A 23,205-nucleotide genomic window follows, 5' to 3' on the forward strand; every position below is an offset into this window, starting at 1 on the left:
TGCTTGCCTCAGCCCAGAGTGTTCGACGCCCAGCCGTGGGCGATGTGGGGGAATTCCGGCGGCGGTTCGCGCTCGTGCAGCAGTCGAAGCACGCGCGGCGGCGTCAGTGGCAGCTGCCGCACCGGCTTGCCGATAGCGCGTGCCACAGCGCAGCCGATCGCCGCGCCCACGGCCAGGATCGGGACCTCGCCCGCGCCCTTGGTGCCTAGAGGCCCCATCGACGGAGCGCCCTCGTAGAGGTCGGCGGCGACCGGAACCACGTCCTGCGCCAGCGGCAGGCGATAGGTCTCGAAATCGTCCTGCGCGATGCGTCCGTCAGCGGTGATCGTCACCTCCTCATGCAGGGCGTAGCCGAGACCCTGCACGACACCACCCTGTATCTGGCCCATGACCGCGCGCGGGTTGAGTGCGCGGCCGACATCCTGCACCACGCGATAGGCCAGCACCTCGACATGACCGGTGTCCGGATCAACCGCCACCTCGGCCTCGTGAACGACGAAGACGGGGATGTCGAGCGCATCGATGAAGTGCCCCATCGCGCAGCCGGACATTGCCGGAGTGTTCCTGGCGGTAAAGGCTCCGCTTCCGGTGATCGGGCCGGTGGTTGCCTGCGCATGGGCGACGACAGCGGGGATCGACATGCCGGAGCCGGGACGTCCCGCGATCTCGACACGACCATCCCGCAGCACCAAGTCTTCCGGTCGGGTCTGGAGCATCTCGCCGGCGGTCCGCAGCAGCTTCTCCCGCACTTCCGCGCAGGCAGCCACACTTGCCGCGCCGATGGACACGGTGGTTCGTCCGCCGCCAACGCCGACATCGAGACCGGCGGCATCGGTGTCGGCTTCGCGCACGATCACCTGGTCGGGAGCGAGGCCGAGTTGCCCGGCCACGATCTGCGGCAGGGATTGCACCATCGTGCCGGAACCAATCTCCACACCCGACGTGACCAGTGTTGCACTGCCGTCGGCGTTCAAATTCACCGTCGCCGCCGAAGGCCCGACGAAAACGAACCATGTGCCGACCGTGGTTGCAATACCATAGAGCCTGCCGTCGGCCTCGGCCTCTGATGTACCGGTACTGGCGCGCAGTGTCTCCATGCGATCGAGCATCGGACCCAGCACGTCGGCCTCGAAAACCTGGCCCGTGGCACCGAGATCACCATCTCCCAGGACATTTTTCTTCCGGAACTCCATCGGGTCGAAGCCTAGCGCATCACAGATTTCGTCGGTGTGTCGCTCCAAAGCGAATGTGTTGTAGACGCCGTTGCAAGCCCGGAAAGCACCGTTGGGTGGTGTGTTGGTGTATACGGCGCGGCTGACGAGCCGCGTTGCGCCAACCCTGTAATTGCCGCCCAGCGTGTGCGCCGTCATCGTCGTCAGAAAAACCTGTTCGCCTCCATACGCACCGCAGTCCATCAGCACGACCGCCTCGCGCCCGGCGATGTATCCTTCGGCAGTGACAGCGGACCGGATGCGGATTTCCGCATTCTCGCGGCAGAGGCAGGTTGCCATCTCTTCCTGCCGGGTATTTTCCAGGACCACCGTGCGCCCGGTCATCCGCGCCAGAACTGCAGTGATAGGCTCGATGGATGCATCGAATTTCAGGCCGAACCCGCCGCCGACAGGGGGTACAGTGACCCGCACACGCCCGGGCGGAAGCTGCATGACCCTTCCGGTGACGTTGCGCACGGTCCAAGGCACCTGCGTCGAGGTCTGTATGTGAGCACGGCCGTCCTCCCAGGAGCCGATGGCAACGCGCGGTTCGAAGGGCACATGGCTCTGCCGGCCGACGGTAAAGCTGCTCTCGACAATGCGTATGTCGGGACGGGCGAAGGCCGCATCGACGTCACCGCGGCTGGATTTTGCCTCCCATGCGATGTTGCCGGCACGTGCACCGCCCTCGGTGATCACCTCGTAGCCGCGCCAGCCCTCGTGGACGAGACGGGCGCCGGGCTGGAGCGCGTCGGCCATGGTGAGCACCGGTGCCAGCGGCTCGACCTCGAGCATGATGGCGGCAAGTGCCGCCCGCGCCTGCTTCTCCGTCTCGGCGGCGACGACGGCGATTGGTTCACCGTGATAGCGGATCGTGTCGATGGCCAGGAGCGGATGGTCGGCAATGCCGATGCCGTAGAGCCCTGGCGCGTCGGCGCCGGTCGCCACCGCGCGCACGCCAGGACAGCGAAGTGCCGCCGAAACGTCGAGCTTGCGGATACGCCCCGCGGGAACGGTCGACCGCAGCAGCACGGCATGCAACATGTCGGGGCGAACCCGGTCGTTGGTGTATTTCGTCCGCCCGCGCAGCTTGTCCTGCGCATCGCGGCGGGGAAGATTCATCACGGTGGCGGACAGCTCAGACATGTATGCCTCCCGCCAACTGGCCAGCCTTCCGCGCTTGGTCAAGGCAGTCGGCCACGGCGTCGACGATCCGCTCATATCCCGTGCAGCGGCAGATGTTGCCGGCCATCGCGGCCTTGATTTCGGGACGGCTCGCATGCGGATTGTCACGCACGAACGCCGAAAGGCTCATGACCATTCCTGGAAAACACATGCCGCATTGCACGGCATCGACCGCCTCGAAATTGGCCTGGAGCGGGTGCAGCGCCTGGCTTCCGAAACTCAATCCCTCGATGGTCGTCACCGCGCATCCCTGGACGAGGCCAATCGGCTTCAGGCAGGACGGCACCGCTTCGTCGTCGACATGCACCGTGCACGCGCCGCAAAAGCCTTCGCGGCACACGGCTTTGGTCCCCGTCAGGAATCGTTCCTGCCGCAAGATGTCGACGAGCGGCGTCATCGGATCGCCATCAAAGCGGCAGTCCTCGCCATTCAGCTGGAATGTCACGGTCATGCCAGGCCCCCAGTCTTGAGAAGTGCGGCAACACCGCGTTTGACCAGCGGCGGAAGAACCTGGCGGCGGTACCAACCCTCCGCCTCCTTACCGTCGCGGCCCTGAAAATCATTGTGCTCCAGTGCAAGCTCGGCGGTGCGTTCCGGATCGAGCGCATAGGCCGGGCCTGCCCTCATGGCCTGTTCGAGCGCCGTCCAGCGCCGCGCTACCGGCTCCACCGAGCCGACGGCGATGCGACATCGTTTGTCTTTGTCTACCGCAAGCGAGACGACGGCGACCGGATAGTCGCCGGCTTTCCGAAGCGGCAGGCGGATATGAGCACTTGCGACAAGGTCGCGGCGCAGATGAATTCTCGTCACAATCGCTTCGGCCAGCAGCGTATGCCTGTCTTTGAGGAAATCTGAAATACCGAGAAGTTTTGGGCCTTCGAACGTCTCCAGTTCCACCGCCGCCTCACAGACGAGAAGCGCAGGGGCGAGATCGGCGGCGGCAAAGTCGAGGGCACAAAGGTTGCCGCCCACGGTGGCGACCCTTCGGATGCCGGGATTGGCCGCATTCTCCGCCGCGGCAACCAGACCTTCGAAGCCCACTGCCCCGTGCAACGCGCGGCCAAGGACTGCATGGGTAACGGCTGCGCCGATCACGACATGGTCCGGTTCGATTTCGACCTTGGACAAGGCGGGTATTCGGTGGAGTGCGACCACCGCCTCGGGAAGGTCGACCCCGCGCCGTGGATCACGCATCATCCAGGTGCCGCCGGCAAGCACCGCCGCGCCTTGCCGGCGTGCGGCCATTGCCTCTTCAATCGTGCTGGCTGCGGTGAACGATCGTTCCACGCTTGGTGCCATCTGTCATACCCCTCGGAAGCAGCCAACTTTCGCGGCGCTGCAGCATTGTTGCTCCAGCTTTAGGCTCCTGTGAAATAGTAATTCTTTGAGTATCGTATCGAAAAAACAGATAACTCTGCGGCGTGCTCTTTGGCGCTCAGGCCCAGTGAGCGACCGTGCGTTTCTCAAAGCTCTCACGGAACTGGGCGGTGGTTCTGGGGAGGAGTTCGCCAGTCTCCCAGTCGAGGATCACGGCATAGTGCCGAACCGCATCGAGCGTATCGATCTCGCCGGAGCGATATTTGCGCGCGACCTCCTCAGGATCCATGCGTGCCCAGTCCTTCCGTTTCGCCCGGATGTCGGCACGGCAGGCTTCGGTTGCCGTCCCGTCGATTTCGTACTGGCACAGGTCGCGGTCGATTTCGCGGATCACCACGCCGTAGTCAGTCTTGGCGCGCTCCAGGGAAACGTAGTCGTCGATCACGTCCTCCATCACCTTGCGGGGCTCGCGCTGCAGTGGATCGCCGAAACCGCCGCCGCCGGCCGTCGGACGAGCGAACTGGTCGCCTGTGTGGACGGAGTAATCGGAGAATACGGAGCCGAGCCAGATCTCGGTCTCTTCTCCGGCGCGCTTCATGGTCAAGCCGTGGGGCATCGACGGCAGGCCTCCTTCGACACCCCAGACGACAGCGCGCTCGCGGTCGCAAATATAGGACATGACGGCATTTTCAGCCTCAAGCAGCAACGAGGTCTTCTGCACGCCGACGCCGCCCCGCCATTTGCCGGGCCCGGCTGAATCCTGCTTGATCTGGAACTCGACCGTCCGAGTCGGATTCACCCGTTCGTTGCCTTCGTTCGGTTGCGACATCAACCCGGTTCCGAAGCAGGCGGTGGTGACATCGGCACCATCCTTGCCGTTGCGCCCGCCCCAACCGCCCGGCAGCCATTCGTAGAACATGAAGATCGGCTTTTCGGGTTTGCGCGCGTCCCGTCCCCCGGCCAGCAGATATTCGAGGTTGAAGGCGCAGGCGATAGCGCGTTCGGGCATGATCTTCGACCACATCTCGAAGATCGCGTTCATGATCTTTTCGAACGGCATCAGGAACCCGGTCACCGCCACCGGCCATTCCGCACTGACGATGCTGTTCTTTGGCGCAGTCACCTCGATCATCCGGTAAAATCCGCTGTTGAGCGGGAGGTCCGGAAAGAAGGTTTTCATGCCGGCGACCACGGCCGAGAAGGTCGCGCCCGGGGCGGAATTGTACATCGAGGCAATGGTCGAATGGCTTCCCGTAAAGTCGTAGTGGATCGTGTCGCCCTTGATCGTCATCTTGATGCGGATCGGGATCATGCCTTCGCCGGCACCGAGATCCCGGTCGATGTAGTCGACCGTCTCCCAAGTGCCGTCGGGCAGTTCCGCGAGACGCTTTCGCACGGCACGTTCGACGTAGTCCTGAACCTCCTCCATCCCGCGCATGACCTGGCCGCGTCCGTACTTCTTGACCAGCCGCAACAGTTCGCGCTCGGCGGCCTGCGTCGCCTGCGCCTGGGAATGGATGTCGCCAATGATCGACGCGGGATCGCGCGTGTTGGCCGCGATCATGTTGGCGACGTCGGAGCAGAAGCGGCCGCGCTGGAAAAGGCGCAACGGCGTGATCCGCAGGCCTTCGCGAAACATGTCGCGGGCGGTGACGTCGAAGGAACCCGGCACCGAGCCGCCGAGATCCGACCAGTGTCCGTTCGACTGGGAGAAGCCGATCAGTTTGTCTTCATCGAAGATCGGTCGGACGAGCCGAACATCGCTGAAATGCGTACCGCCGGCATAGGGATCGTTGATTGCGTAGACGTCACCGGGTGCCATATCGCCTTCGAAGACCCGGATCACCTCCTTGCATGTGTTGTGCAGTGTGCCGACATGGACCGCGATGTCGTAGTTGCCCTGGGCAACGGAGTTGCCATCGGCGTCGTGCAGGGCGTTCGAAAAGTCTCGGTTGTAGATGACGAAGGAATAGCAGGTGCGAAGCATCTGTTCGGCCATCTGGTCGACGGTGGTGATGAAGGAGTTTTTCAGCACCTCGAACGTTACCGGATCGAGGCCAGGGCTCGTTTCAATCAGCTTTGTCATGTCTCAGCCTTTCGTCACGATGAGAATGTTCAGGAAGTCGTCGACGGTGGCGCTCATTCCCGGCGGAACCACGGTGGTGGAATCGAACTGTTCGACGATGGCGGGTCCCGCAAAGGCAGCGCCGGCGCTGAGTTGGTCGCGTTCATAGACAGCCGCATCATGAGATACGCCGTCGAACCAGACGCCGCGGCGGCCGACCGGCTGTGGCTTGTGCGGCAAGACTTCATGCCGCGGCATCTCGGCTTTCGGTACGATGCCGATCGCCTTGACCGCGATGCGGAAGATCGACACCGGCGCCTCTTCGCGGCGGTAGTTGAACTCGCGTTCGTGCTCGTTGTGGAATGCCTCTATCAGCGAGCAGATGCTCTCGATCCGCGCCGGGGCTGACACCGCGAGCGAGCGCCACTGGCCCTGGTACATCATCTCGACCGTACGCTGCAGCGCCATGTCTTCGCGCGCCACGCCCTCATGGGTCAGACGCTCAACCGCCTGTTCTTCCATCAGAACAAAGGCCGTCTGCATCTCGGCGGGCGAGACCGTCGAAGCATCGGCCATGAAGCTTTCGGAGAAATCATGCTGCACGTCGACGAGAAGGCAACCGAGCGCGGAGGTGACGCCAGGATTGGGCGGCACGATCACGGTTGGAATCGAAAGCTCCTTCGCCACGGCCGCTCCGTGCAAAGCGCCTGCACCGCCGAATGCGACGAGCGCAAAGTCTCGTGGGTCATAGCCCCGGCTGATGGAGAGAAGCCGGACGGCATTGCCCATATTGGCGTTGGCGACAGCGATGATCGCCTCGGCCGCTTGGTGGAGTTCCATGCTGAAGGGTGTCGCCACAGTCTCCTGCACCGCCTGGGCGGCCAGAGCGGGGTCGAGCGTGATCTTGCCGCCCGCAAGGCTGGTGCCGAGACGACCGAGCACGACATTGGCGTCGGTGTTGGTGGCGGTGCGGTTGCCATTCTTGTAACAGGCAGGGCCCGGAAACGCGCCGGCGGACTGCGGTCCGTTGCGCAAGCTGCCGCCCTCGTCCTGCCATGCCAACGAACCGCCGCCCGCGCCGATGGTCAGCACCTCGATGGAGGGGAAGCGGATCGGATATCCGAATTCGATGTACCAGTCTTTTGTGATGCGCGACTCCCCGTTCCATGCGAGCGAGACGTCGGTGCTGGTGCCGCCCATGTCGAAGCCGATCGAGTTCTGGAAGCCACAGAGATTTCCGATGAAGCGGCTTGCGATCGCACCGGCGGCGATGCCCGATCCTGCGAGCCGGGCTGAGAAATCCCTGACGCTTGCGGGTGTCATGACCCCGCCACCGCTGTGCAGCAACAGGAGATCTCGCTTGTATCCGGCCGCGGCAAGCTTTTCTCCGAGACGCGACACGTAGTCGACGACGACCGGGGCGCAGACGGCGTTGGCCATGGTGGTGGAAAAACGCTCGTGCTCGAAGATTTCCGGCATCACCTCCGAGGAGATCGAAACCGGCAGATCCGGCATGGCCTCCTTCAGAATCTCACGCATGCGGCGCTCATTGGCGCCGTTGACATAGGAGTTCATGAAGCAGACGGCGATGGACTTGACCTGCCGTTTCACGAGAATTTCCGCGACGCGGTGAGCGGCCTCTTCGTCCAGTGCTTCCAGGATCGTGCCCTCGGCACTGACCCGTTCCCGGACCGTCAGCCGGTCGCGGCGCGGGATATAGGGCTTGGCGACATCCTTGTAGGTGTCCCAGAGGTCTTCCTTGTTGGCGCGGCGGATCTCGACAACATCACGGAAACCCTCGGTGCAGACCATTGCGGTGCGTGGCAGGCGGCGGGTGATCAGCGCATTGGTGGCGACCGTCGTACCATGAGAGAACAGCGTCACCTCCGAAAGATCGATGCGGCCCTGCTCCACGCCATTCATGATCGCCTGCATGGGATCGTCAGGCGTGGAGGCGGTCTTCTCGATGCGGATCGCGCCGCTATCTTCGTCCATGATGCAAATGTCGGTGAAAGTCCCTCCGACATCGACGGCAACTCTTATTCTGCTCATGACAGTTCCTTCGCGGGATATTTGCGGGCAAGGCCCGGCTTTCGCCGCCCTTGCCGGGGCGGCGTCGCAATAGATTATGGGAATTGGCCCGGATTTCGCCGGGTCTAGTGCCGCTCTCTTGAGGTCGAAGCGCGGCCTGCCCGGTTCGCTGCTTCGCGACGGGTATCAGTCGGTGCGCAACCGAACCGCGTCCGGTAGTGCTTGCAGAATTGAGACTGGTCGGCAAAGCCCCAGCGGTAAGCAATCTCGGCAACGCTGCTGATGTTGGTCACCGACATCAGTTCCTCGGAGCAAAGTTCAAGCCGGGCGTCGCGGATGAAGCCGTTGATCGACTGGTTGCTGTCCTGAAAAAGAACCTGCAGGTAACGCAGGGAAATCCCGCAGGCATCGGCCACCGCCTGCGGGCCGAGGCCGGAATTCTTCAGATTGTCGCGAATATACTGCTCGGCACGATGCAAATGGCCGGCCCGGATCGACGAGATGCTGCTGTCCAGCACGCGATCGTCGCTCACGATCGACAGGCACAGCATTTCCAGGATGTGCCTGCCCATCATCTCACGAGCGACTTCAGTGATCTCATCGACATGGCCGATCGTGGTTCGCACCGTGTCAAGGAAGAGCGCGGCGACGCCTTGGGTTGCGTCGAAACTGAGCGCACTGAGCCGTTCGGCAGACCCGATCCGCGCCCGAACGCTCGACGACGGCACCTTCAGGACCCACAGCGCGTTTGGCTTACCGTGCCAGAATTCGTAAGGCGCATCTCCCCTCTCAACGAGGAAGCCCCCCGGACCGCAATTGACGGTCCTCGACCCTTGCGAGAAATTCACCTCCGACATCTCCGGGATGGTGATGAGCAGGCTGGCGTCACGTTCGTTGAGGAAGTGGCGGCGATGGCGGCGATAGCTTACGGCATCGCAGCGCATTTTAGACACGCTGACGAGCCCAAGCGAGAAGGTTTCCAGCGTGCCTGAAAATTCACGACGGTTCCGATACTCGGTGTCGAGCGGAAAATAGGCTTCGGTAACAGCGGCTTGCCAGGCATCACCGCCTGTGGGACCGCCGATCGTATCGACGACGTATTTCATTCCCCGACCTTTCTGGTTGGCCCCGGTTAGCCCGGTGTTTTTCTGAAGATTACAGGAATCCGCCGGCGCGTATTGGTCAAAAACGAATAAACTTATGTGGCCGTTTGGCCCAAGGGCCGGAGCTCGCGACGGTTTCAATTATCGTCACGGTCCTGGTGTGCAGTTGATCAAACCAGCCTTGGGCGCGCAAACCGCAAGCCAACTTGGAGCCATGCATTCTTCTCGCACACTCATTCAGGATAAGTTGGCCAGCGCCGGGATCGCCGCCATGTTCTGTGCCAGGCCGACGGTCACCGCCGCCTCGGCCAGTTCCTGCGCACCCTTCACCCCGAGGATCTTGAGCGCGATGTGGGCCAGCGGACGCGTCCGGTGGCGCCGCCAACCAGACCGAGCGCCATCGGCATCTCGATCGTCCCCCAAGAAACCCTGTTTCGCCAAAAATGGTGACGATCCGCTCGGCTCCTCGGTCGTTTTGGCCCATGGGCCCAACCCTTCCACGCGCCGAAGCAATGCTCCGGCCTAGTCGGCCGCCGGGATAATCCGCCAAATCTTGTTGCCCACATCATCCGCGATCAGCAATGCTCCAGTTCGGTCGATGGCGACGCCGACCGGACGGCCGAATGCCTTGTCATCGTTGCTCAGAAATCCGGTGAGCACGTCCTGTGGCGGCCCCGACGGCTTGCCGTCGGCAAACGGCACGAAGATCACCTTGTAGCCGCTTCGCGGCATGCGATTCCATGAACCATGCTGGCCGACAAAGGCGCCATTCTTCATGTGCGGGCCGAACAGGTCGGCGGTGTTGAAGGTGAGCCCAAGCGACCCGGTGTGCGCCCCGAGTGCGTAGTCGGGCACGATCGCCTTGCCGACGAGGTCCGGACGCGGTGGCTGCGCCCTGACATCGATGTGTTGGCCGAAATAGCTGTGGGGCCAGCCGAAGAAGGCGCCATCCCTGACCGATGTCATGTAGTCGGGAACGAGGTCGCTGCCGATCTCGTCCCGCTCGTTGACGACCGCCCAGAGTTCGCCGCTTTCAGGGTTCCAGGAGAGGCCGTTCGGGTTGCGCAGACCCGACGCAAAGAGCCGCGCCTGCCGCGTCGCGAGGTCGATTTCGTGCACGGCGGCGCGGCCTTCTTCCTCCTCCATGCCGTTTTCGCCGACATTGGAGTTGGAGCCCACGGTGGCATAGAGCTTCATCCCGTCCGGACTGGCAATGACGTCCTTGGTCCAATGGTGATTGCGGCCGGCCGGAAGGTCGACGATCTTCTCGGACGGAGCAGTGATCTCGGTGGTGCCATCGCGATAGGGGAAAGCGACGACCGCGTCGGCATTGGCGACATAGAGCTTGCCGTCGAGCAGCGTCATGCCGAAGGGCGAGAAGAGGCTGCTGAGGAGGGCTGTCCTGGTCTCAGCCACGCCATCGCCGTTCTCGTCGCGTAACAGCGAGATACGGTTGGCGCTCCGCACCTCGGCGCCAGCCCGGCTCTGGAACAGGTTCATGAACCAGCCACGTATGGAAAAACCTTCGTCAGGTTTTGGCGGCGCGTTGCTTTCGGCGACCAGCACGTTGCCATTGGGCAGCACGTGCAGCCAGCGCGGATGGTCGAGGCCGCCAGCGAATTCGTTGACGGCGAAGCCTTGGGCGGCGACCGGCATCTTGCCTTGGGGCCAAGGGGTCGCCTCGGCAACGTGGACCGTGGGTATCCAGGTCGGATTGGGTTCGGCGAGCGTCGGGTTTGGACCGTAGGTCTGCTCGATCGGAACGGTGGCCTGTTCGCGCGAGAAGAAGAACAAGCTCGCCCCCGCGATTACGACGAAGGCGACAATGACGAGTAAAACGCCGAGAATTTTTCGCATCAGATATTCCCGAAGATTGGGACAGTGACGTAACGCCATCAGGGCGTTCCGGTTGCGGCGGCACGCGACATTTGCGCGAAATAGGCGGCCAGTGCGGCAATATCTTCGTCCGAGAGGTTTTTAGCAGCGTTGCGCATCAGATGGGCGAAGCGCGTGCCGCCGCGCTTTTCCTCGCGGAAAAGCTCGAGCTGGGTCGCAATGTATTTGGCGGGCTGTCCGGACAGTTCCGGATAGATGGGGTTGCGGTCCGGACGACCGTGGCAACCCAGGCATGCCGGAACGTCGCGCTCCGGGATGCCGCGTCGCGCGATCTCATCGGCACGCGCGATCCGGGCACGGTCCGGTTGCGTCGACGTTGCAGGCGCAGGCAGCGCGGAAAAATGCCGCGCGAGATCGGCGAGGAGTGCAGGGTCGACAGCGGTGACAGAAATTCCCATGACACCGCTCTGGCGGTGGCCGGCAGCGTAGGCTCTCAAACTTTCAAGAAGATAGGTTTCGCGCTGAGAGGCCAAGACGGGCGTTGCGGGGCTCCGGCCGAGCCCATCCGTGCCGTGGCAGCGGGTACAATCGGCGAGTGCGCGCTCGAGGCCTTGTGTTTGGCCAGTCGACGGTTCGCTACTGCCATAAGCAAGGTCGCGCCACCGCGCCTCGTCCATCATCGGCAGTTCGCGCAGGAAGGCGACCATCGCCCAGACTTCATCGTCGCGCTGCTGCGTCGGCCAGGCCGGCATGCCGGTGAAGCGCACGCCGTGCTGGACGATGCGGAAGAGTTCGGCGTCCGTCCATTCGCCGACCTTACCGACAAGGTCCGGCGGCTGCGGCAGCATCGCAAGGACGGCGGGCGAGCGCGGTTCACCGGGCGCGCCGTGGCAGATGGCGCAGCCGCGGGCGAAATGGCCGGCAGCCGGCTGAATAGCATAGCGCGGCAGCTCGTCCGGCACCTTGACCGTGAGTGCGTATGTCCGTACGGCCGAGCGCATGGCGAAGTGCAGGAACCACTCGGTCACCTTCCAGTGGCCGGTCGAGGCGCCAACGTTGAAGAATCCGATCCAGGTCGCGAAAAGCACGGCGGCCGGCAAAATCGCCAAGCCTATCGCCAAGTGTTTCCAGTTGACGTGCATCAGCCGGCCAGCCTCTCGGTTTTGCCGCCTAGGAGCCTGGCAAGGAGGAAGACACCTCCAGCGAGGTAAGCGGCAGCGCCGATCATCAACATGATGATGCCGCCGAGCGCCTGGTCCTGTCCCGCCCCGAGCACGAGGCCGAAGCACGTCACATCGCCGAGGCCATAGAGCGGTCGCGAGGCGAGCGAGAGCAGCGCGCCAAGCAACGTCATGTGGATGGAGGTCAGGAGCAACGCGAAGGCGCCGGCAGCGTCCCTAGCCGGCGCATCGGAATTGCGCGGCGCCACGCACGTCAGCCACAGGAACAGCCCGGCGCCAAGGAAGGACACCTGCTCGATCATGGTGGCGATGGTCGATGTCTCGGCCCACTGGCGCGCAGCCGGCGCATGCCAGCCCCAGACGACAATCAGTTCGACGAGAGAGGCGATAAGGGGAGCGGCGGTGGCCACGGAGCGTATCGTCCTGGCAATACCGATTGCGATCAGCGGCGCCGCGATCGCGACGACGCCCATGTGGGCAAGCATGTGGGCCGCGAACGAGCCACGCCACGCATCGAGCAGCGGTCCCGCCCAGACCAGCGCGAGGGTGACGAAGCCCAGCAACAGGCTTGCCGTCCTCATGAAGAGCATCCGTCGATGAAGAGCAGCGGCAGCGCCACGTAGAGCACGGCGACGAAGCTCAGGCCGCAAAGCAGTAGCGTGGCAAACCCCTGGAAGAGGTTGCGGTCCGTCGCTGTGGGATCGTCGTGCGGCGGATCGTTCGTGCCGAAGCCCCACTGCCTCCAGGCGAGCCACCCGGACAAGACGATCATCACGAGTGCCGCCAGCGTCATAGCCACTATGCCAGCCTGGACGACAGCGAAACCGAGGTCACCGCGCTTTGCACACCAGATTGCGGCCAGTGCGTAACAGGCGAGGAAATGTCCGGCCCAGATCACGGGCGCGGTGAAGAGCGTCCAGAGCGTTTCGACCTCTTTGGGAATGATGCGCATCACCGTCTCACATCGCTTCCGGGAAAAGACCGATGACGGCGAAGGTGATGACAGCGGTGATCGCCATAAAATGCCAGTAGAGCGCGACGTTGTGCAGTTCCATGTCGTGCTCCCGCGTCAGACGACCGGCGAGGCTGCGCGCAAGGCAATAGAGCTGCATGACGGATCCAACCGCGGCATGAGCAAGCGCCCAGATGACGAGAATCCAGACGATCGCCGGATAGACATGCGCGGTCGGCTGCATGTCATGCTGCCAGGGTCCGGCAAAACCGGCTGCAGAGGCAGCAAGCGTCAGCAGAAACGCGGCAACAAGCGCAACGCGTGCGCCGTCGATCCACCCGCTTGCGTTCAGTCGGCGCGCACCAAGCATCGCGACCCATGCGGCGACGAAGAGAGACAGCGCGATCATCGGCCACCGCATACCGGGACCCGGCTGCCCTAGAGTGAAGTCGGGATGGATGGTCCAGTAGAAGAAATAGCCGAAGATGAGGCTGGCGAAGGCAGTTCCGTCGCCAACCATTGTAATGAACATCGCCCACCAGCCAACAGAATCCGGACCGGAGGCATAGAGCGGCAAGCGCAGTCCAAGGCCGACATCCTTGGTCTTCTTTTCCGGGGTTTCGCCGGTGCCGGTCCAGAGCCACCACAAAATGGCAGAGAGCGTGCCGATGCCCGACAATAGGGCGAGGATCCAGAGTTCGAAGGTGAGCGCGACGAAAACGCCGCCGAGCAATGCGGCCGAGATTATTGTGATCGTGGTTGATGTCGCCACGCGCTGGCACTGCAGCGGATGGGCGTCGAGCACCGAGGTGATGAGCGTCTCGCGGCGATTCTCCTTGGCACTGCGAAGATAATAGGCGCCCTCATTGACCTTTTGCATCAGATCCGCCTGGTCCCAAAGCGGATACCGGCTCTCGATGATCGGAATGGATCGAACGCCCCAGTTCTCCTCGGGCTCGTTCAGCCATTCGAGCGTGCCCGCCTTCCACGGATTCTGCTCGCTGCGGGGTTCGCGATGCTTCGGCCGTACAACATCGAAGACAACCACCAGCACCCCTGCCGCGAAAACATAGGCGCCGATCGTGGAGATGAGATTCAGCCAGTCCCAACCGATCCCCTCGGGGTAGGTGAAGACGCGGCGCGGCATCCCGCGCAGGCCGCTGAGATGCATCGGAAAGAAGGCGACGTTGAAGCCGGCAAACATCAGCCAGAAGGCGGTGCGCCCGAGACGGGACGAGAGCATCCGCGCATTGATCAGCGGATAGTAATAGTAAACGCCGGCGACCAGCGGGAACAGCATTCCACCGATCAGCACGTAATGCAGATGTGCGACGATAAAATAGGTATCGTGCGCCTGCCAGTCGAACGGCACGAGCGCGACCATCACGCCGGTCAGCCCGCCGATGACGAAGATAGCGAGCCCGCCGGCGCCAAACAGCATCGGCACCGAGAAGATGACACGTCCGGCCAGCATGGTGGCGATGAAGACGAAGATCTGCACGCCGGTTGGAATCGCGACCGCTTCCGAGGCGGCCGAGAAGAATGCCAGCGAAATCTGCGGCAGGCCGGTCGCGAACATGTGGTGGACCCAGAGGCCGAACGATAGGAAGCCGGTGCCGACAGCGGCAAGCACGATCCAGGAATAGCCGACGATCGGACGTTGCGAAAAGGTTGGCACGATCATCGCCATCAGCGCGATGGCGGGCAAGAAGATGATGTAGACCTCGGGGTGCCCGAAGATCCAGAACAGGTGTTGCCACAGCAGTGGGTCGCCGCCCCGCGTCGGGTCGAAGAACGGCCAGTCGAACATGCGCTGCATCTCAAACAGGATGTCGCCGGCGATCAGCGGCGGAAAAGCGAATAGGATCATGCCCGCGACGATCAGCAGGTACCAGGCGAACAGTGGCATTAGGTTGATGCGCATGCCCGGCGCGCGGCACTTCATGATGCCGACGATCAGTTCGACCGCCGCAGCAATGGAGGCGACTTCGATAAAGGAGAGGCCCAGCAGCCAGATGTCGGCACCAATGCCGGAATATGCCTTGTCAGTGGCAAGAGGCGGATACATGAACCAGCCTGAAGAGGGAGCGGCGTCGAAGAAGATCGAACCGCAAACGAAGACACCGCCGATCAGAAAGCTCCAGAAGCCGAAGGCTCCGAGACGGGGAAATGGCAGTTCACGCGCACCGAGCATCGGCGGCAGCAGAAAGATCGCGACAGCCTCGAAGATGGGCACGGCAAACAGGAACATCATCACGGTGCCGTGCAGCGTAAAGGCCTGGTTATAGAAGTCGGCAGAGAGGAAATTGTTTCCCGGAACCGCGAGCTGCGTGCGCACAAGAAGCGCCAGAACGCCGCCAAACAGCATGAAGGCAAAGGCCGCACCCCCGTACCAGAGGCCAACCTGCGTATTGTTGACCGAAGTCCAGTAACGCCAGCCGATCGGCGTCTTCCAGACGAGGCGCAGCTGTTCTTCCTCGATCTTCTCTGCGGAGGGCAAGGCGTTTCGCTTGATGCGGGCTTTGAGGGTTGTCATTCGAGTCCCTTCAGCCAGGAGGCGATTTCGGCGATGTCCTGTTGGGGCAACATGTTGAAGTCGGGCATCTTCGAACCCGGCTTGATCAAATGCGGATGGGCGATGAAGCTACGAACGGCCTCATCGTCGGTGGGCAAAACGCCGGCACCAATCGTTCCCCGCGAACCCATATGCGAGAGATCCGGGCCGACACCACCCTCAGCTTGTGTGCCCGCAACGCGGTGGCACGCGCCGCAGCCGTTGCGAAGGAATATGTCGCGTCCGGGCAAGGATGCGCCGGGCGAAGGGTTCGCCCGCACAGACAGCCATTCCCGGAAGGCAGCGGGCTGCATGGCGACGGCCGTGAAGGTCATCAGCGCGTGCGAGGTCCCGCAATATTCCGCGCAAGGGCCGCGGTAGGTGCCAGGTTTGGTCGCCAACGAGAGCCGATTCACGCGACCCGGGATCATGTCCATCTTGCCACCGAGCGCGGGAATCCAGAAGGAATGGATGACATCGGTGCTTTTCAGCAAGAACTCGACGCGCTCGCCAACCGGCAGCCTGATCTCGTTGGCGGAAAGAATAGGAACTCCGCCGTCAGCCAGGTGGTAGGCGACCCGCCACCAGAATTGCTCACCAGTCACTTCGATCCTGAGACCATTGGCTTCGCCGGCTCGTGCGAAAGGTCTCAGTCCAGGCATCAACCAAAGCGCATAGCCTAGCAAGAGAAAGAGGAGTAGCGAAGGAATGGCTGCCCCGCCCCAGAAAATCAGCCGGCTTGCAATACGCTCGTCTATGGGAGTGCGCTCATGACGTGTCGCGTGGACCAGAAGACCGATGACCGTCAGCCAGATAAAACCGCCAGCAATGGCCATGAGCCAGAAAAGGTCAGCGATCTGGCGCGCTTCCTCTCCGGCCGGATCAAGCGCCGACTGGGCTCCCGAGCAGCTGGAACAGGTTCCCAAGCATAACCACAGCGCGAGCCAGCGCACCGCAGCGAGTTTCGTAATCCGGGCGCTTGTGCTTGGAACTGTTGACGAATCTATCCCTCCAATCGATGCCCTTGCTCACAAACGCGCCCGCAACCGAGTGGTTGCGCCAAAACTTCAGTTTAGCGGCAATGGCCAGTGCTCATGCAATCTACGCGCCGGTTTCGTCATTTGTCGCGCTGGTAGGCGATTTCTTGCACTTTGCGGCGTTCGACGGCGTGCCCAAGCCGTCTCGAAAAGTGCCGTCTCCGCTCCAACCTGCGAGCAGGCGACTGAGCATTGGTGCGGGTGAAAACGTGGGCGCGCACCGAAGAGTTGTCGCCGGGCCGCCCGTCGATCTCGAACACCTCGATCAGGAACCCGCACCTCCGGCGCGGTTGCAACGCCAGTCCTGTAAATGTCCGCAACGCCAAGGGGGCGGCTCAGCCATCCTCCCTGGCGACCAGTAGAAAAGGTTCGCGCTCCGGCGTCGTCACCGAAAAGCCCGAAGGGCCCACCGCGCTGAAAAAGCGATGGAACATGTCGATGAAGACACGCACGAAGAGTGGCTTTGCCGAACCGTACATGTCGGCGACGATCAGCGTCGGTGGCGGCAGTTCATCGAGGATTGGTCTTCGAACGATCTCCTCGCCATCGGCGGTGGCGCGACCGATCGGCCGCATGTTGAGGACGGCCATGCCGAAGCCGGATGCGACGGCCGAGCGCACCGTTTCATAAGAGCGCGTGCGAAAGCGCACCTCCGGCCGTTTCGCCAGCACGTCGAACAGGGTCAGGAGATAGGTCGCCGTGTGCGGCAGGTCGAGCAGCACCAGCGGCCGTGCCGCCAGTTCCGCCAGCCAGATGCCGTCGCGCGCGGCAAGGGGATCGTCCGCATTGAGCACGGCATGCGCCGGTACCTTGCAGATGCGGGTGACGCTGTCGATACCGATTGGACCGATGTCGTAGAGAATGGCCATCGATCTGGCCGGCGACAAGCCGTTCCTGCAACTGGACCTGGTCGGCCTCGACAAGGTCGATCTCGACATCGCCGACGTTGTCGAGGTAGCTGCGCAGCATCTCCGGCATGAACAGCGCGCCGAACGGCTCGAAGCAGCCGATGCGCAGGACCTTCGGCACGCGCCCGTTGAGGTCTCCGATCGACCGGTTGAACTCCGTTTCCGCCGCCAGCATGATGCGGGCGGCGGCGACGAAGCGTTGGCCGGCCGGCGTGATGGAGACGCCGCGCGCCGGCCGCCTGTCGAAAATGCGCGCCCCCATCCCGGCCTCGGCCAGAGTGATCGCCGCGAGGATGGAGGATTGCGAGATGTAGAGCGATCTGGAGGCCGCCAGCACGCTGCCAAGGCGGGCGACTTCGCAGACATAGCGCAACTGCCGAATGGTCAGATTCATGGCTCTTTGTTACATTAAATAGCGAATATTCCCCACAACAATACATTTTATGGTGATGAAAAAAACCGCCAGATTGCCCGGGCTGACAAGGCTGCCGTAAGAGCGGCCATGAAGTGAGGGGTTCGAACTGCATGCCGAATGGGCTGTCTCCCATTGCCGACGCCGATGTTCTGTGCCGCCTGGCTGCTTCGGAGCTTAGCGCCGCCTACCGCGCTGGATCGCTGTCGCCCGTCGAGGTGACGCTGGCGGCGCTGGATCGCGCCGAAGCGATCAATCCGCTTTTCAACGCTTTCACCATGATCGACCGCAAGGGTGCGATCGAGGCCGCAGGTGCTTCCGAGAAACGCTGGCGGGCAGGCGAGCCGCTGTCGGCGGCCGACGGCATACCGACGACGCTGAAGGACATCGTCTGGGTCGAGGGCTGGAGCGTGCGTTACGGCAGCAGGACGACGACTTCCGCCGCCTATGACAAGGATGCCCCCGCCGTTGCCCTGCTGCGCAGAGCGGGTGCGGTCTTCATCGGGCAGACGACGACGCCCGAATTCGGCTGGAAGGCGATTACCGACAGCGGCCTCTGCGGCATCACGCGCAATCCCTGGAATGCGCAAAAGACTCCCGGCGGTTCCTCCGGCGGAGCGGCGGTGGCCGCCGCCACCGGCGCCGGCGTCTTCCATCTCGGCACCGATGGCGGCGGCTCGATCCGCATTCCGGCCTCGTTCACCGGCATCGCCGGATTGAAGCCGACCTTCGGCCGCGTGCCCGCCTATCCGTCCAGCGCGTTCGGAACCGTCGCCCATATCGGACCGATGGCGCGGACAGCACTCGATCTTTCCGTCATGGCCGGCGCCATGTCCGGCCGCGATATCAGCGACTGGCAGCAAGGCGTGGGAACGCTGGCGCCGCTTGGCCGGATCGAAGAAGTTTTGCGGGGCGCCCGGATCGGCTACTGGTCGAAGCCGCCTTCAGGAGCGCTGGATTCCGGGATCGCCGCCGTCGTCTCCCACGCCTTGACGTGTTTCGACGCCTTCGGCGCGACGGTCGAGCCGATTGATCTTCCCGGTGGCGATCTCCTCGATCTGTTCCAGCATCACTGGTTCACCGGCGCCGCGGCGCGACTGGCGCTGGTTCCGCCGAGCGAACGGGCGGGCATCGATCCGGGCTTCCTGGAGATCGCACAGGCTGGGGCAGCGTTCGACGTCCATACGCTCGTCGCCGCACAGTTGGAGCGCGCCGAATTCGGCGCCGCCATGGACCGGCTGCTAGACGACTATGATTTCATCGTTTCGCCGGGGACATCGATTCCAGCCTTCGACGTTGGCCTTGAAGTGCCTCTGGGCAGCGGCCTCTCGCGATGGATCGAATGGGCGGCGTTCAGCTACCCGATCAATCTCAGCCAGCAACCGGCCTGCGTCATCCCTTGCGGCATGACCGAGGCGGGCCTGCCCGTCGGCTTCCAGATCATCGGCGCGCGCGGCGACGATGCCCGCGTGCTTTCGGCGGCAGTCGACCTGGAAGCCGCTTTCGTGCCCATGACCCACGCGTTTCGCCAGAAAGATCTGGTGTGAAAGATTTCGCATGAAGAAAAGACTCTAACCAACGCCAAAAGGGGAACTTTGCCATGATGAACAGACGTGCAATGCTGCAGGGCGTGGTCGGCGCGGGTGCGGCCGGTGCCGCGCTTCTTGCCGATATGAACACTGCGGCGATCGCCCAGGACACCAAGCCCATTCCGGTCGGCTCGGCCCTGCCGATGTCCGGCATCGCCGCCGCCGACGGCATCGAGTTCAAGAACGGTCTCGAACTTGCCGCCGAGGAGATCAATGCGGCGGGCGGCATTCTCGGCCGGCCTGTCGAGATCCACATCGAAGACACCAAGGAAATGGGCGCCGACCTCGTCAGCCAGTCGATGCAGCGCCTGATCGACCGCTTCGAGGCGCCGGTCATCATCAATGGCTACAATCTCGGCACCAACATGATCGAGATGGACGTCGCCGCCGACAACGACGTCATCATGATGCACTACAACACGCTGATTTCGCACAATGAGAAGTTCAAGACCGACCCTGCCCGCTATTACAGCTCCTTCCAGGGCGATCCGCCGGAGTTCTGGTATGGACCGGGCTGCCTGAACTTCCTCAAGACGCTTGCCGCGGACGGCAAATGGAAGGCGCCCAACAAGAAGATCGCCATCATCCCGTCTGCCAACGAATATTCGATCGTCATCGCCAACGCGATCCGCGACAAGGCCGCCGAATACGGCTTCGAGGTTAGTCTGTTCGAGACCGTTCCGTTCCCGACCAACCAGTGGGGACCGACGCTGGCGAAACTCCGCCAGGACCCGCCGGCGGCGATCCTGGTCACGCACTTCCTGCCGCAGGACCTGGCGCAGTTCATGGTCCAATTCCTCGCCGAGCCGATCAACAGCCTGATCTACATGCAGTACGGACCATCGCTGCCGGCTTTCCGCGAGATCGGCGGCGAGGCGGTCAACGGCGTCGTCTATTCGACGGTGATCGGCTGCCTGCCGGACGACTTCTCCAAGCCGTTCCGCGAGAGCTACCGGGCCAAATTCGGTCCGAACTCGGCCTACATCACGGGATCGCAGACCTATGACGGCCTGTGGATGTGGGCGCTTGCCGCGGCAATCGCCGGTGGTCCAGGCGAACCGATGGACAAGGCGCAGACCACCAAGGTGGCCAATGCGATGAAGCGCCTGGTCTATCGCGGGGTCAACGGCACCTACCGGGCCGATCCGGCCGGCCAATCGGCCTTCTGCTATCCGACGCAGGTGGCCGATCCGTCGCTTGGCATGCCGCACCAGTTCCTGCAGCATCAGGATTACAAAACCGATCCGAAGCTGATCGCGCCGGCGCTCTATGCCACGGACAGCTTCATCCTGCCGCCATGGATCAAGTGACCGGACGCGGAAATGAAACCAACGACACCGGCCGGGCCCTTTGCCCGACCGGCTCCATTGGGTGAGAAATATGACTGAGGCCGCCGGTCCGATGCTGGTTTGTGACAGTGTGGTCAAACGGTTCGGCTCGCTGGCCGCCGTCGACGGCGTGTCGATGGTGGTCAATGCGGGCGAGATCGTTGGCATTGGTGGGCCGAACGGCGCCGGCAAGACGACCTTCTTCGACGTGGTGACAGGGATCACGCCGGCCAGTGGCGGCCGGGTGCATTTCGGCGACACCGACATTTCGGCGCTTCCGGCCGACCGCATCTGCCAACTCGGCATCGCCCGCACTTTCCAGCTCAATGCCGCCTTCGACAGCTTGACCGTTCGCGAAAACATCGAGATCGCCGCCTATTTCGGCCGGCAGCGGCGAAGGCTGGCCGGCTTCCGCCTCGGCGAGGATGTCCGGCAGGCAACGATCGAAGCGCTGGACTTCGTCGGGCTTGCGGCCAAGGCCGACGAGACCGTGGCGCGGCTGCCGGTGCTCGACCGCAAGCTGCTGATGATTGCCGGCGCCATCGCCACCCGGCCGAAAATGCTCTTCCTCGACGAGCCGGTGGGCGGGCTCAACGTCGCCGAGATCGACCAGATCATGGCGATGGTGCTGAAACTGCGCGACCAGGGACTGACGATCGTCCTGATCGAGCACGTCATGCGCTTTCTCCTGGCGCTCTCCAGCCGCGTGATCATCATGCACCATGGCAAGGTGATATTCGAAGGCCGGCCGGACAAGGTCGCCGAGGACCAGACCGTTGTCGAAACCTATCTCGGCCAGGGCACGCAGAAACGGCTGAAGAAATTCTTCGATGAGCAAGCCGCCATGACGAATCCGGCGGTGGGGGGAACGCCATGACGGGCGCAGCCGCAAAACCACCTGTCCTGCAACTCGACGGCATCGTCTGCGGCTATGACGGACTCGACGTGCTCAAGGGCATTTCGCTGACCGTTCACGCCGGTGAATTCATCACCGTCGTCGGCCCGAACGGCCATGGCAAGTCGACATTGCTCAAGACCATTTCCGGCCTGGTGCCGCTGCGCGGCGGTCAGATCAGCATCGACGGCCGGCGCCTGTCCGGCAAGCCGCATGAGACGGCGATGCTGGGCGTCGCCCACGTGCCGCAGGGCGATATGCTGTTCGCGCAGATGAGCGTGCTCGAAAACCTTTTGATGGGCGGCTATCTCGCGCCGGACAAGGCCGAGATCACGCGTCGGCTGGACGAGGTCTACGCGCTTCTGCCGAAGCTTGCCGACCGTCGCAACCAGATCGCCTCGAGCCTGTCGGGCGGCGAACGGCGCATGGTCGGCATAGGCCGCGGCCTGATGATGGGCGGGCGCATCCTTTTGATCGACGAGCCGTCGCTTGGCCTCGCGCCACTGATCATCGATCAGGTCTACGACGTCATTTCGCAACTGAGCAAGGCTGGGCGCACGATCCTGCTGGTGGAGGAGAACCCGGCCCGGGTCGAGGACCTCGCCGACCGCCTGCATCTGCTCGACGACGGCGCCATCGTCTGGTCAGGCAAGCCCGCCGAACTGATGGCGCGCGACGAACTCCTCGCAACCTACCTCGGAGGCTGACGCCATGACCGACGTTCTCATGGCCATTCTCGTCGCCGGCTTCACCTCGGGCGCGCTCTATGCGCTGGCGACGGTCGGGCTGTCGCTGGTCTGGGGTTCGATGGGCATGCTCAACATGGCCCATGCGGCGATGCTGACGCTTGGCGGCTACGTCGCCTTCACGGTGATCACCTCGCTCGGCCTGCCGGTCGCGATCGGTTTCGCCGGTGCCATCGTCGCGGGTGCTTTGGCCGGCGCCATCCTCTATTTCGCGATCGTTCGCAATCTCCTGCAGAATGACAAATCGACATTCGAAGCCAACGTCATGATCGCCACGGTCGGCATCGGCATCGCCCTCGAGAATGCCATCCTCCTGACCTATGGCGGGCAGCCGCTGAAGCAGCCGGTTTCGATCGCCGGTGCCTTACGCCTGGGACCGCTGACGCTGCCCTGGCAGAACCTTCTGATCATCGCGGTGGTGGTCGTGATGATGGTGGTCGTCTCGGCGGCGCTCGGCCGCACGCGGATGGGCCGTGCGATCCGGGCGACGGCGCAGAACCGCGACGCGGCGCAGCTCATGGGCGTCGCCGTCAACCGCGTCTACCTGCAGGTGCTGATGCTGTCGGGCGCGCTCGCCGGCATCTGCGGCGTCATGGTCTCGTCGATGACGCAATTGTCGCCGCCACTCGGCAACGACCCGATGCTGAAGGCCTTCATCATGTGCGTGGTCGCCGGTCTCGGCAATCTGCCGGGCGCCATCGCAGCAGCACTTGGGCTGGCGTTGCTCGAATCCTTCGTTCAGTACGCCTTGGGCGCCAGGTGGGGCTTTCCATCGCTGCTGTTCGTCGTCATTGCCGTGCTGATCTGGCGGCCGTCCGGCCTTTTCGGCCACGCCGAAATCCGGCGCATGTGAGG

The 23,205-nt window shown here is 63.2% G+C and carries 19 protein-coding genes and 1 pseudogene; 5 read left to right on the top strand and 15 right to left on the bottom strand.

Annotated elements, in window-relative coordinates:
• Nucleotides 1-8 precede the first annotated feature (8 nt).
• The 15 genes and pseudogenes from NKH06_RS08880 to NKH06_RS08950 all read right to left on the bottom strand — a co-directional run.
• On the bottom strand, nucleotides 9-2,357 hold the full coding sequence (locus tag NKH06_RS08880) for a xanthine dehydrogenase family protein molybdopterin-binding subunit (RefSeq protein ID WP_352892779.1): 2,349 nt from the start codon (nucleotides 2,355-2,357) through the stop codon (nucleotides 9-11).
• Nucleotides 2,350-2,847 carry a (2Fe-2S)-binding protein gene (locus NKH06_RS08885; RefSeq protein ID WP_352610068.1) on the bottom strand — a complete coding sequence of 166 codons (498 nt, stop codon included), beginning with the start codon at nucleotides 2,845-2,847 and terminating at the stop codon, nucleotides 2,350-2,352. The genes NKH06_RS08880 and NKH06_RS08885 overlap by 8 nt, the downstream gene beginning before the upstream one ends.
• Nucleotides 2,844-3,695, bottom strand: a complete 852-nt coding sequence (locus tag NKH06_RS08890; RefSeq protein ID WP_352794549.1) for an FAD binding domain-containing protein — start codon at nucleotides 3,693-3,695, stop codon at nucleotides 2,844-2,846. Before NKH06_RS08890 ends, NKH06_RS08885 begins: the two co-directional genes overlap by 4 nt.
• 136 nt (nucleotides 3,696-3,831) lie before the next feature.
• The gene (locus NKH06_RS08895; protein WP_352610065.1) at nucleotides 3,832-5,799 is read right to left on the bottom strand and encodes a hydantoinase B/oxoprolinase family protein; all 1,968 of its coding nucleotides are present in this window, start codon (nucleotides 5,797-5,799) and stop codon (nucleotides 3,832-3,834) included.
• 3 nt (nucleotides 5,800-5,802) lie between these two features.
• Entirely contained in the window at nucleotides 5,803-7,830 is a 2,028-nt protein-coding gene (locus NKH06_RS08900) for a hydantoinase/oxoprolinase family protein (protein ID WP_352610064.1), read from the bottom strand.
• Nucleotides 7,831-7,934: 104 nt separating this feature from the next.
• Complete coding sequence (locus NKH06_RS08905; RefSeq protein WP_023808993.1) at nucleotides 7,935-8,915, bottom strand: AraC-like ligand-binding domain-containing protein; 981 nt, start codon at nucleotides 8,913-8,915, stop codon at nucleotides 7,935-7,937.
• 234 nt (nucleotides 8,916-9,149) lie between these two features.
• A complete protein-coding gene (locus tag NKH06_RS08910; protein ID WP_352866145.1) occupies nucleotides 9,150-9,335 on the bottom strand; it encodes a hydroxymethylglutaryl-coenzyme A reductase family protein in 186 nt (61 codons plus the stop codon).
• 99 nt (nucleotides 9,336-9,434) lie between these two features.
• Entirely contained in the window at nucleotides 9,435-10,769 is a 1,335-nt protein-coding gene (locus tag NKH06_RS08915; protein ID WP_352866142.1) for a PQQ-dependent sugar dehydrogenase, read from the bottom strand.
• Nucleotides 10,770-10,807: 38 nt separating this feature from the next.
• Entirely contained in the window at nucleotides 10,808-11,848 is a 1,041-nt protein-coding gene (locus NKH06_RS08920; RefSeq protein WP_352866139.1) for a c-type cytochrome, read from the bottom strand.
• A 41-nt stretch (nucleotides 11,849-11,889) separates the two neighbouring features.
• Nucleotides 11,890-12,510, bottom strand: a complete 621-nt coding sequence (locus NKH06_RS08925; RefSeq protein ID WP_245486037.1) for a cytochrome c oxidase assembly protein — start codon at nucleotides 12,508-12,510, stop codon at nucleotides 11,890-11,892.
• Nucleotides 12,507-12,881, bottom strand: coding sequence for a hypothetical protein (locus NKH06_RS08930; RefSeq protein ID WP_352866136.1), 375 nt, complete (start codon nucleotides 12,879-12,881; stop codon nucleotides 12,507-12,509). The genes NKH06_RS08925 and NKH06_RS08930 overlap by 4 nt, the downstream gene beginning before the upstream one ends.
• A gap of 7 nt (nucleotides 12,882-12,888) precedes the next feature.
• Nucleotides 12,889-15,417: a cytochrome c oxidase subunit I gene (gene ctaD / locus NKH06_RS08935; protein WP_352866133.1), complete on the bottom strand. Its 2,529-nt coding sequence runs from the start codon at nucleotides 15,415-15,417 to the stop codon at nucleotides 12,889-12,891.
• Nucleotides 15,414-16,388 (bottom strand): cytochrome c oxidase subunit II, encoded by a 975-nt coding sequence (locus NKH06_RS08940; protein WP_352892782.1) that lies wholly within the window; start codon nucleotides 16,386-16,388, stop codon nucleotides 15,414-15,416. The genes ctaD and NKH06_RS08940 overlap by 4 nt, the downstream gene beginning before the upstream one ends.
• 419 nt (nucleotides 16,389-16,807) lie before the next feature.
• The gene (locus NKH06_RS08945) at nucleotides 16,808-17,341 is read right to left on the bottom strand and encodes a LysR substrate-binding domain-containing protein (RefSeq protein ID WP_352892784.1); all 534 of its coding nucleotides are present in this window, start codon (nucleotides 17,339-17,341) and stop codon (nucleotides 16,808-16,810) included.
• Nucleotides 17,342-17,639: 298 nt separating this feature from the next.
• Nucleotides 17,640-17,774, bottom strand: a pseudogene (locus NKH06_RS08950) (LysR family transcriptional regulator); the annotation flags it as partial.
• Between the two features lie 131 nt (nucleotides 17,775-17,905).
• On the opposite strand from NKH06_RS08950, the gene NKH06_RS08955 reads away from it, so the two are divergent.
• The 5 genes from NKH06_RS08955 (at nucleotide 17,906) to NKH06_RS08975 (ending at nucleotide 23,203) form a co-directional block, all read left to right on the top strand.
• Nucleotides 17,906-19,339, top strand: coding sequence for an amidase (locus NKH06_RS08955; protein ID WP_352866128.1), 1,434 nt, complete (start codon nucleotides 17,906-17,908; stop codon nucleotides 19,337-19,339).
• 53 nt (nucleotides 19,340-19,392) lie between these two features.
• On the top strand, nucleotides 19,393-20,691 hold the full coding sequence (locus NKH06_RS08960) for an ABC transporter substrate-binding protein (RefSeq protein ID WP_031212361.1): 1,299 nt from the start codon (nucleotides 19,393-19,395) through the stop codon (nucleotides 20,689-20,691).
• 70 nt (nucleotides 20,692-20,761) lie between these two features.
• Entirely contained in the window at nucleotides 20,762-21,586 is an 825-nt protein-coding gene (locus NKH06_RS08965; protein ID WP_031212363.1) for an ABC transporter ATP-binding protein, read from the top strand.
• Nucleotides 21,583-22,311, top strand: coding sequence for an ABC transporter ATP-binding protein (locus tag NKH06_RS08970; protein WP_023809004.1), 729 nt, complete (start codon nucleotides 21,583-21,585; stop codon nucleotides 22,309-22,311). Before NKH06_RS08965 ends, NKH06_RS08970 begins: the two co-directional genes overlap by 4 nt.
• A 4-nt stretch (nucleotides 22,312-22,315) precedes the next feature.
• Entirely contained in the window at nucleotides 22,316-23,203 is an 888-nt protein-coding gene (locus tag NKH06_RS08975) for a branched-chain amino acid ABC transporter permease (RefSeq protein WP_023809005.1), read from the top strand.
• Nucleotides 23,204-23,205: the final 2 nt, after the last annotated feature.

The organism is Mesorhizobium sp. M1342 (assembly GCF_040317955.1).
GTDB lineage: Bacteria > Pseudomonadota > Alphaproteobacteria > Rhizobiales > Rhizobiaceae > Mesorhizobium.

Excerpts from the sequence above, each read along its gene's own strand:
- NKH06_RS08880 (WP_352892779.1), bottom strand. The coding sequence starts at position 2,357 with ATGTCTGAGCTGTCCGCCACCGTGATGAATCTTCCCCGCCGCGATGCG.
- NKH06_RS08885 (WP_352610068.1), bottom strand. The coding sequence starts at position 2,847 with ATGACCGTGACATTCCAGCTGAATGGCGAGGACTGCCGCTTTGATGGC.
- NKH06_RS08890 (WP_352794549.1), bottom strand. The coding sequence starts at position 3,695 with ATGGCACCAAGCGTGGAACGATCGTTCACCGCAGCCAGCACGATTGAA.
- NKH06_RS08895 (WP_352610065.1), bottom strand. The coding sequence starts at position 5,799 with ATGACAAAGCTGATTGAAACGAGCCCTGGCCTCGATCCGGTAACGTTC.
- NKH06_RS08900 (WP_352610064.1), bottom strand. The coding sequence starts at position 7,830 with ATGAGCAGAATAAGAGTTGCCGTCGATGTCGGAGGGACTTTCACCGAC.
- NKH06_RS08905 (WP_023808993.1), bottom strand. The coding sequence starts at position 8,915 with ATGAAATACGTCGTCGATACGATCGGCGGTCCCACAGGCGGTGATGCC.
- NKH06_RS08915 (WP_352866142.1), bottom strand. The coding sequence starts at position 10,769 with ATGCGAAAAATTCTCGGCGTTTTACTCGTCATTGTCGCCTTCGTCGTA.
- NKH06_RS08925 (WP_245486037.1), bottom strand. The coding sequence starts at position 12,510 with ATGAGGACGGCAAGCCTGTTGCTGGGCTTCGTCACCCTCGCGCTGGTC.
- NKH06_RS08930 (WP_352866136.1), bottom strand. The coding sequence starts at position 12,881 with ATGCGCATCATTCCCAAAGAGGTCGAAACGCTCTGGACGCTCTTCACC.
- ctaD (WP_352866133.1), bottom strand. The coding sequence starts at position 15,417 with ATGACAACCCTCAAAGCCCGCATCAAGCGAAACGCCTTGCCCTCCGCA.
- NKH06_RS08945 (WP_352892784.1), bottom strand. The coding sequence starts at position 17,341 with ATGGCCATTCTCTACGACATCGGTCCAATCGGTATCGACAGCGTCACC.
- NKH06_RS08955 (WP_352866128.1), top strand. The coding sequence starts at position 17,906 with ATGCCGAATGGGCTGTCTCCCATTGCCGACGCCGATGTTCTGTGCCGC.
- NKH06_RS08960 (WP_031212361.1), top strand. The coding sequence starts at position 19,393 with ATGATGAACAGACGTGCAATGCTGCAGGGCGTGGTCGGCGCGGGTGCG.
- NKH06_RS08965 (WP_031212363.1), top strand. The coding sequence starts at position 20,762 with ATGACTGAGGCCGCCGGTCCGATGCTGGTTTGTGACAGTGTGGTCAAA.
- NKH06_RS08970 (WP_023809004.1), top strand. The coding sequence starts at position 21,583 with ATGACGGGCGCAGCCGCAAAACCACCTGTCCTGCAACTCGACGGCATC.
- NKH06_RS08975 (WP_023809005.1), top strand. The coding sequence starts at position 22,316 with ATGACCGACGTTCTCATGGCCATTCTCGTCGCCGGCTTCACCTCGGGC.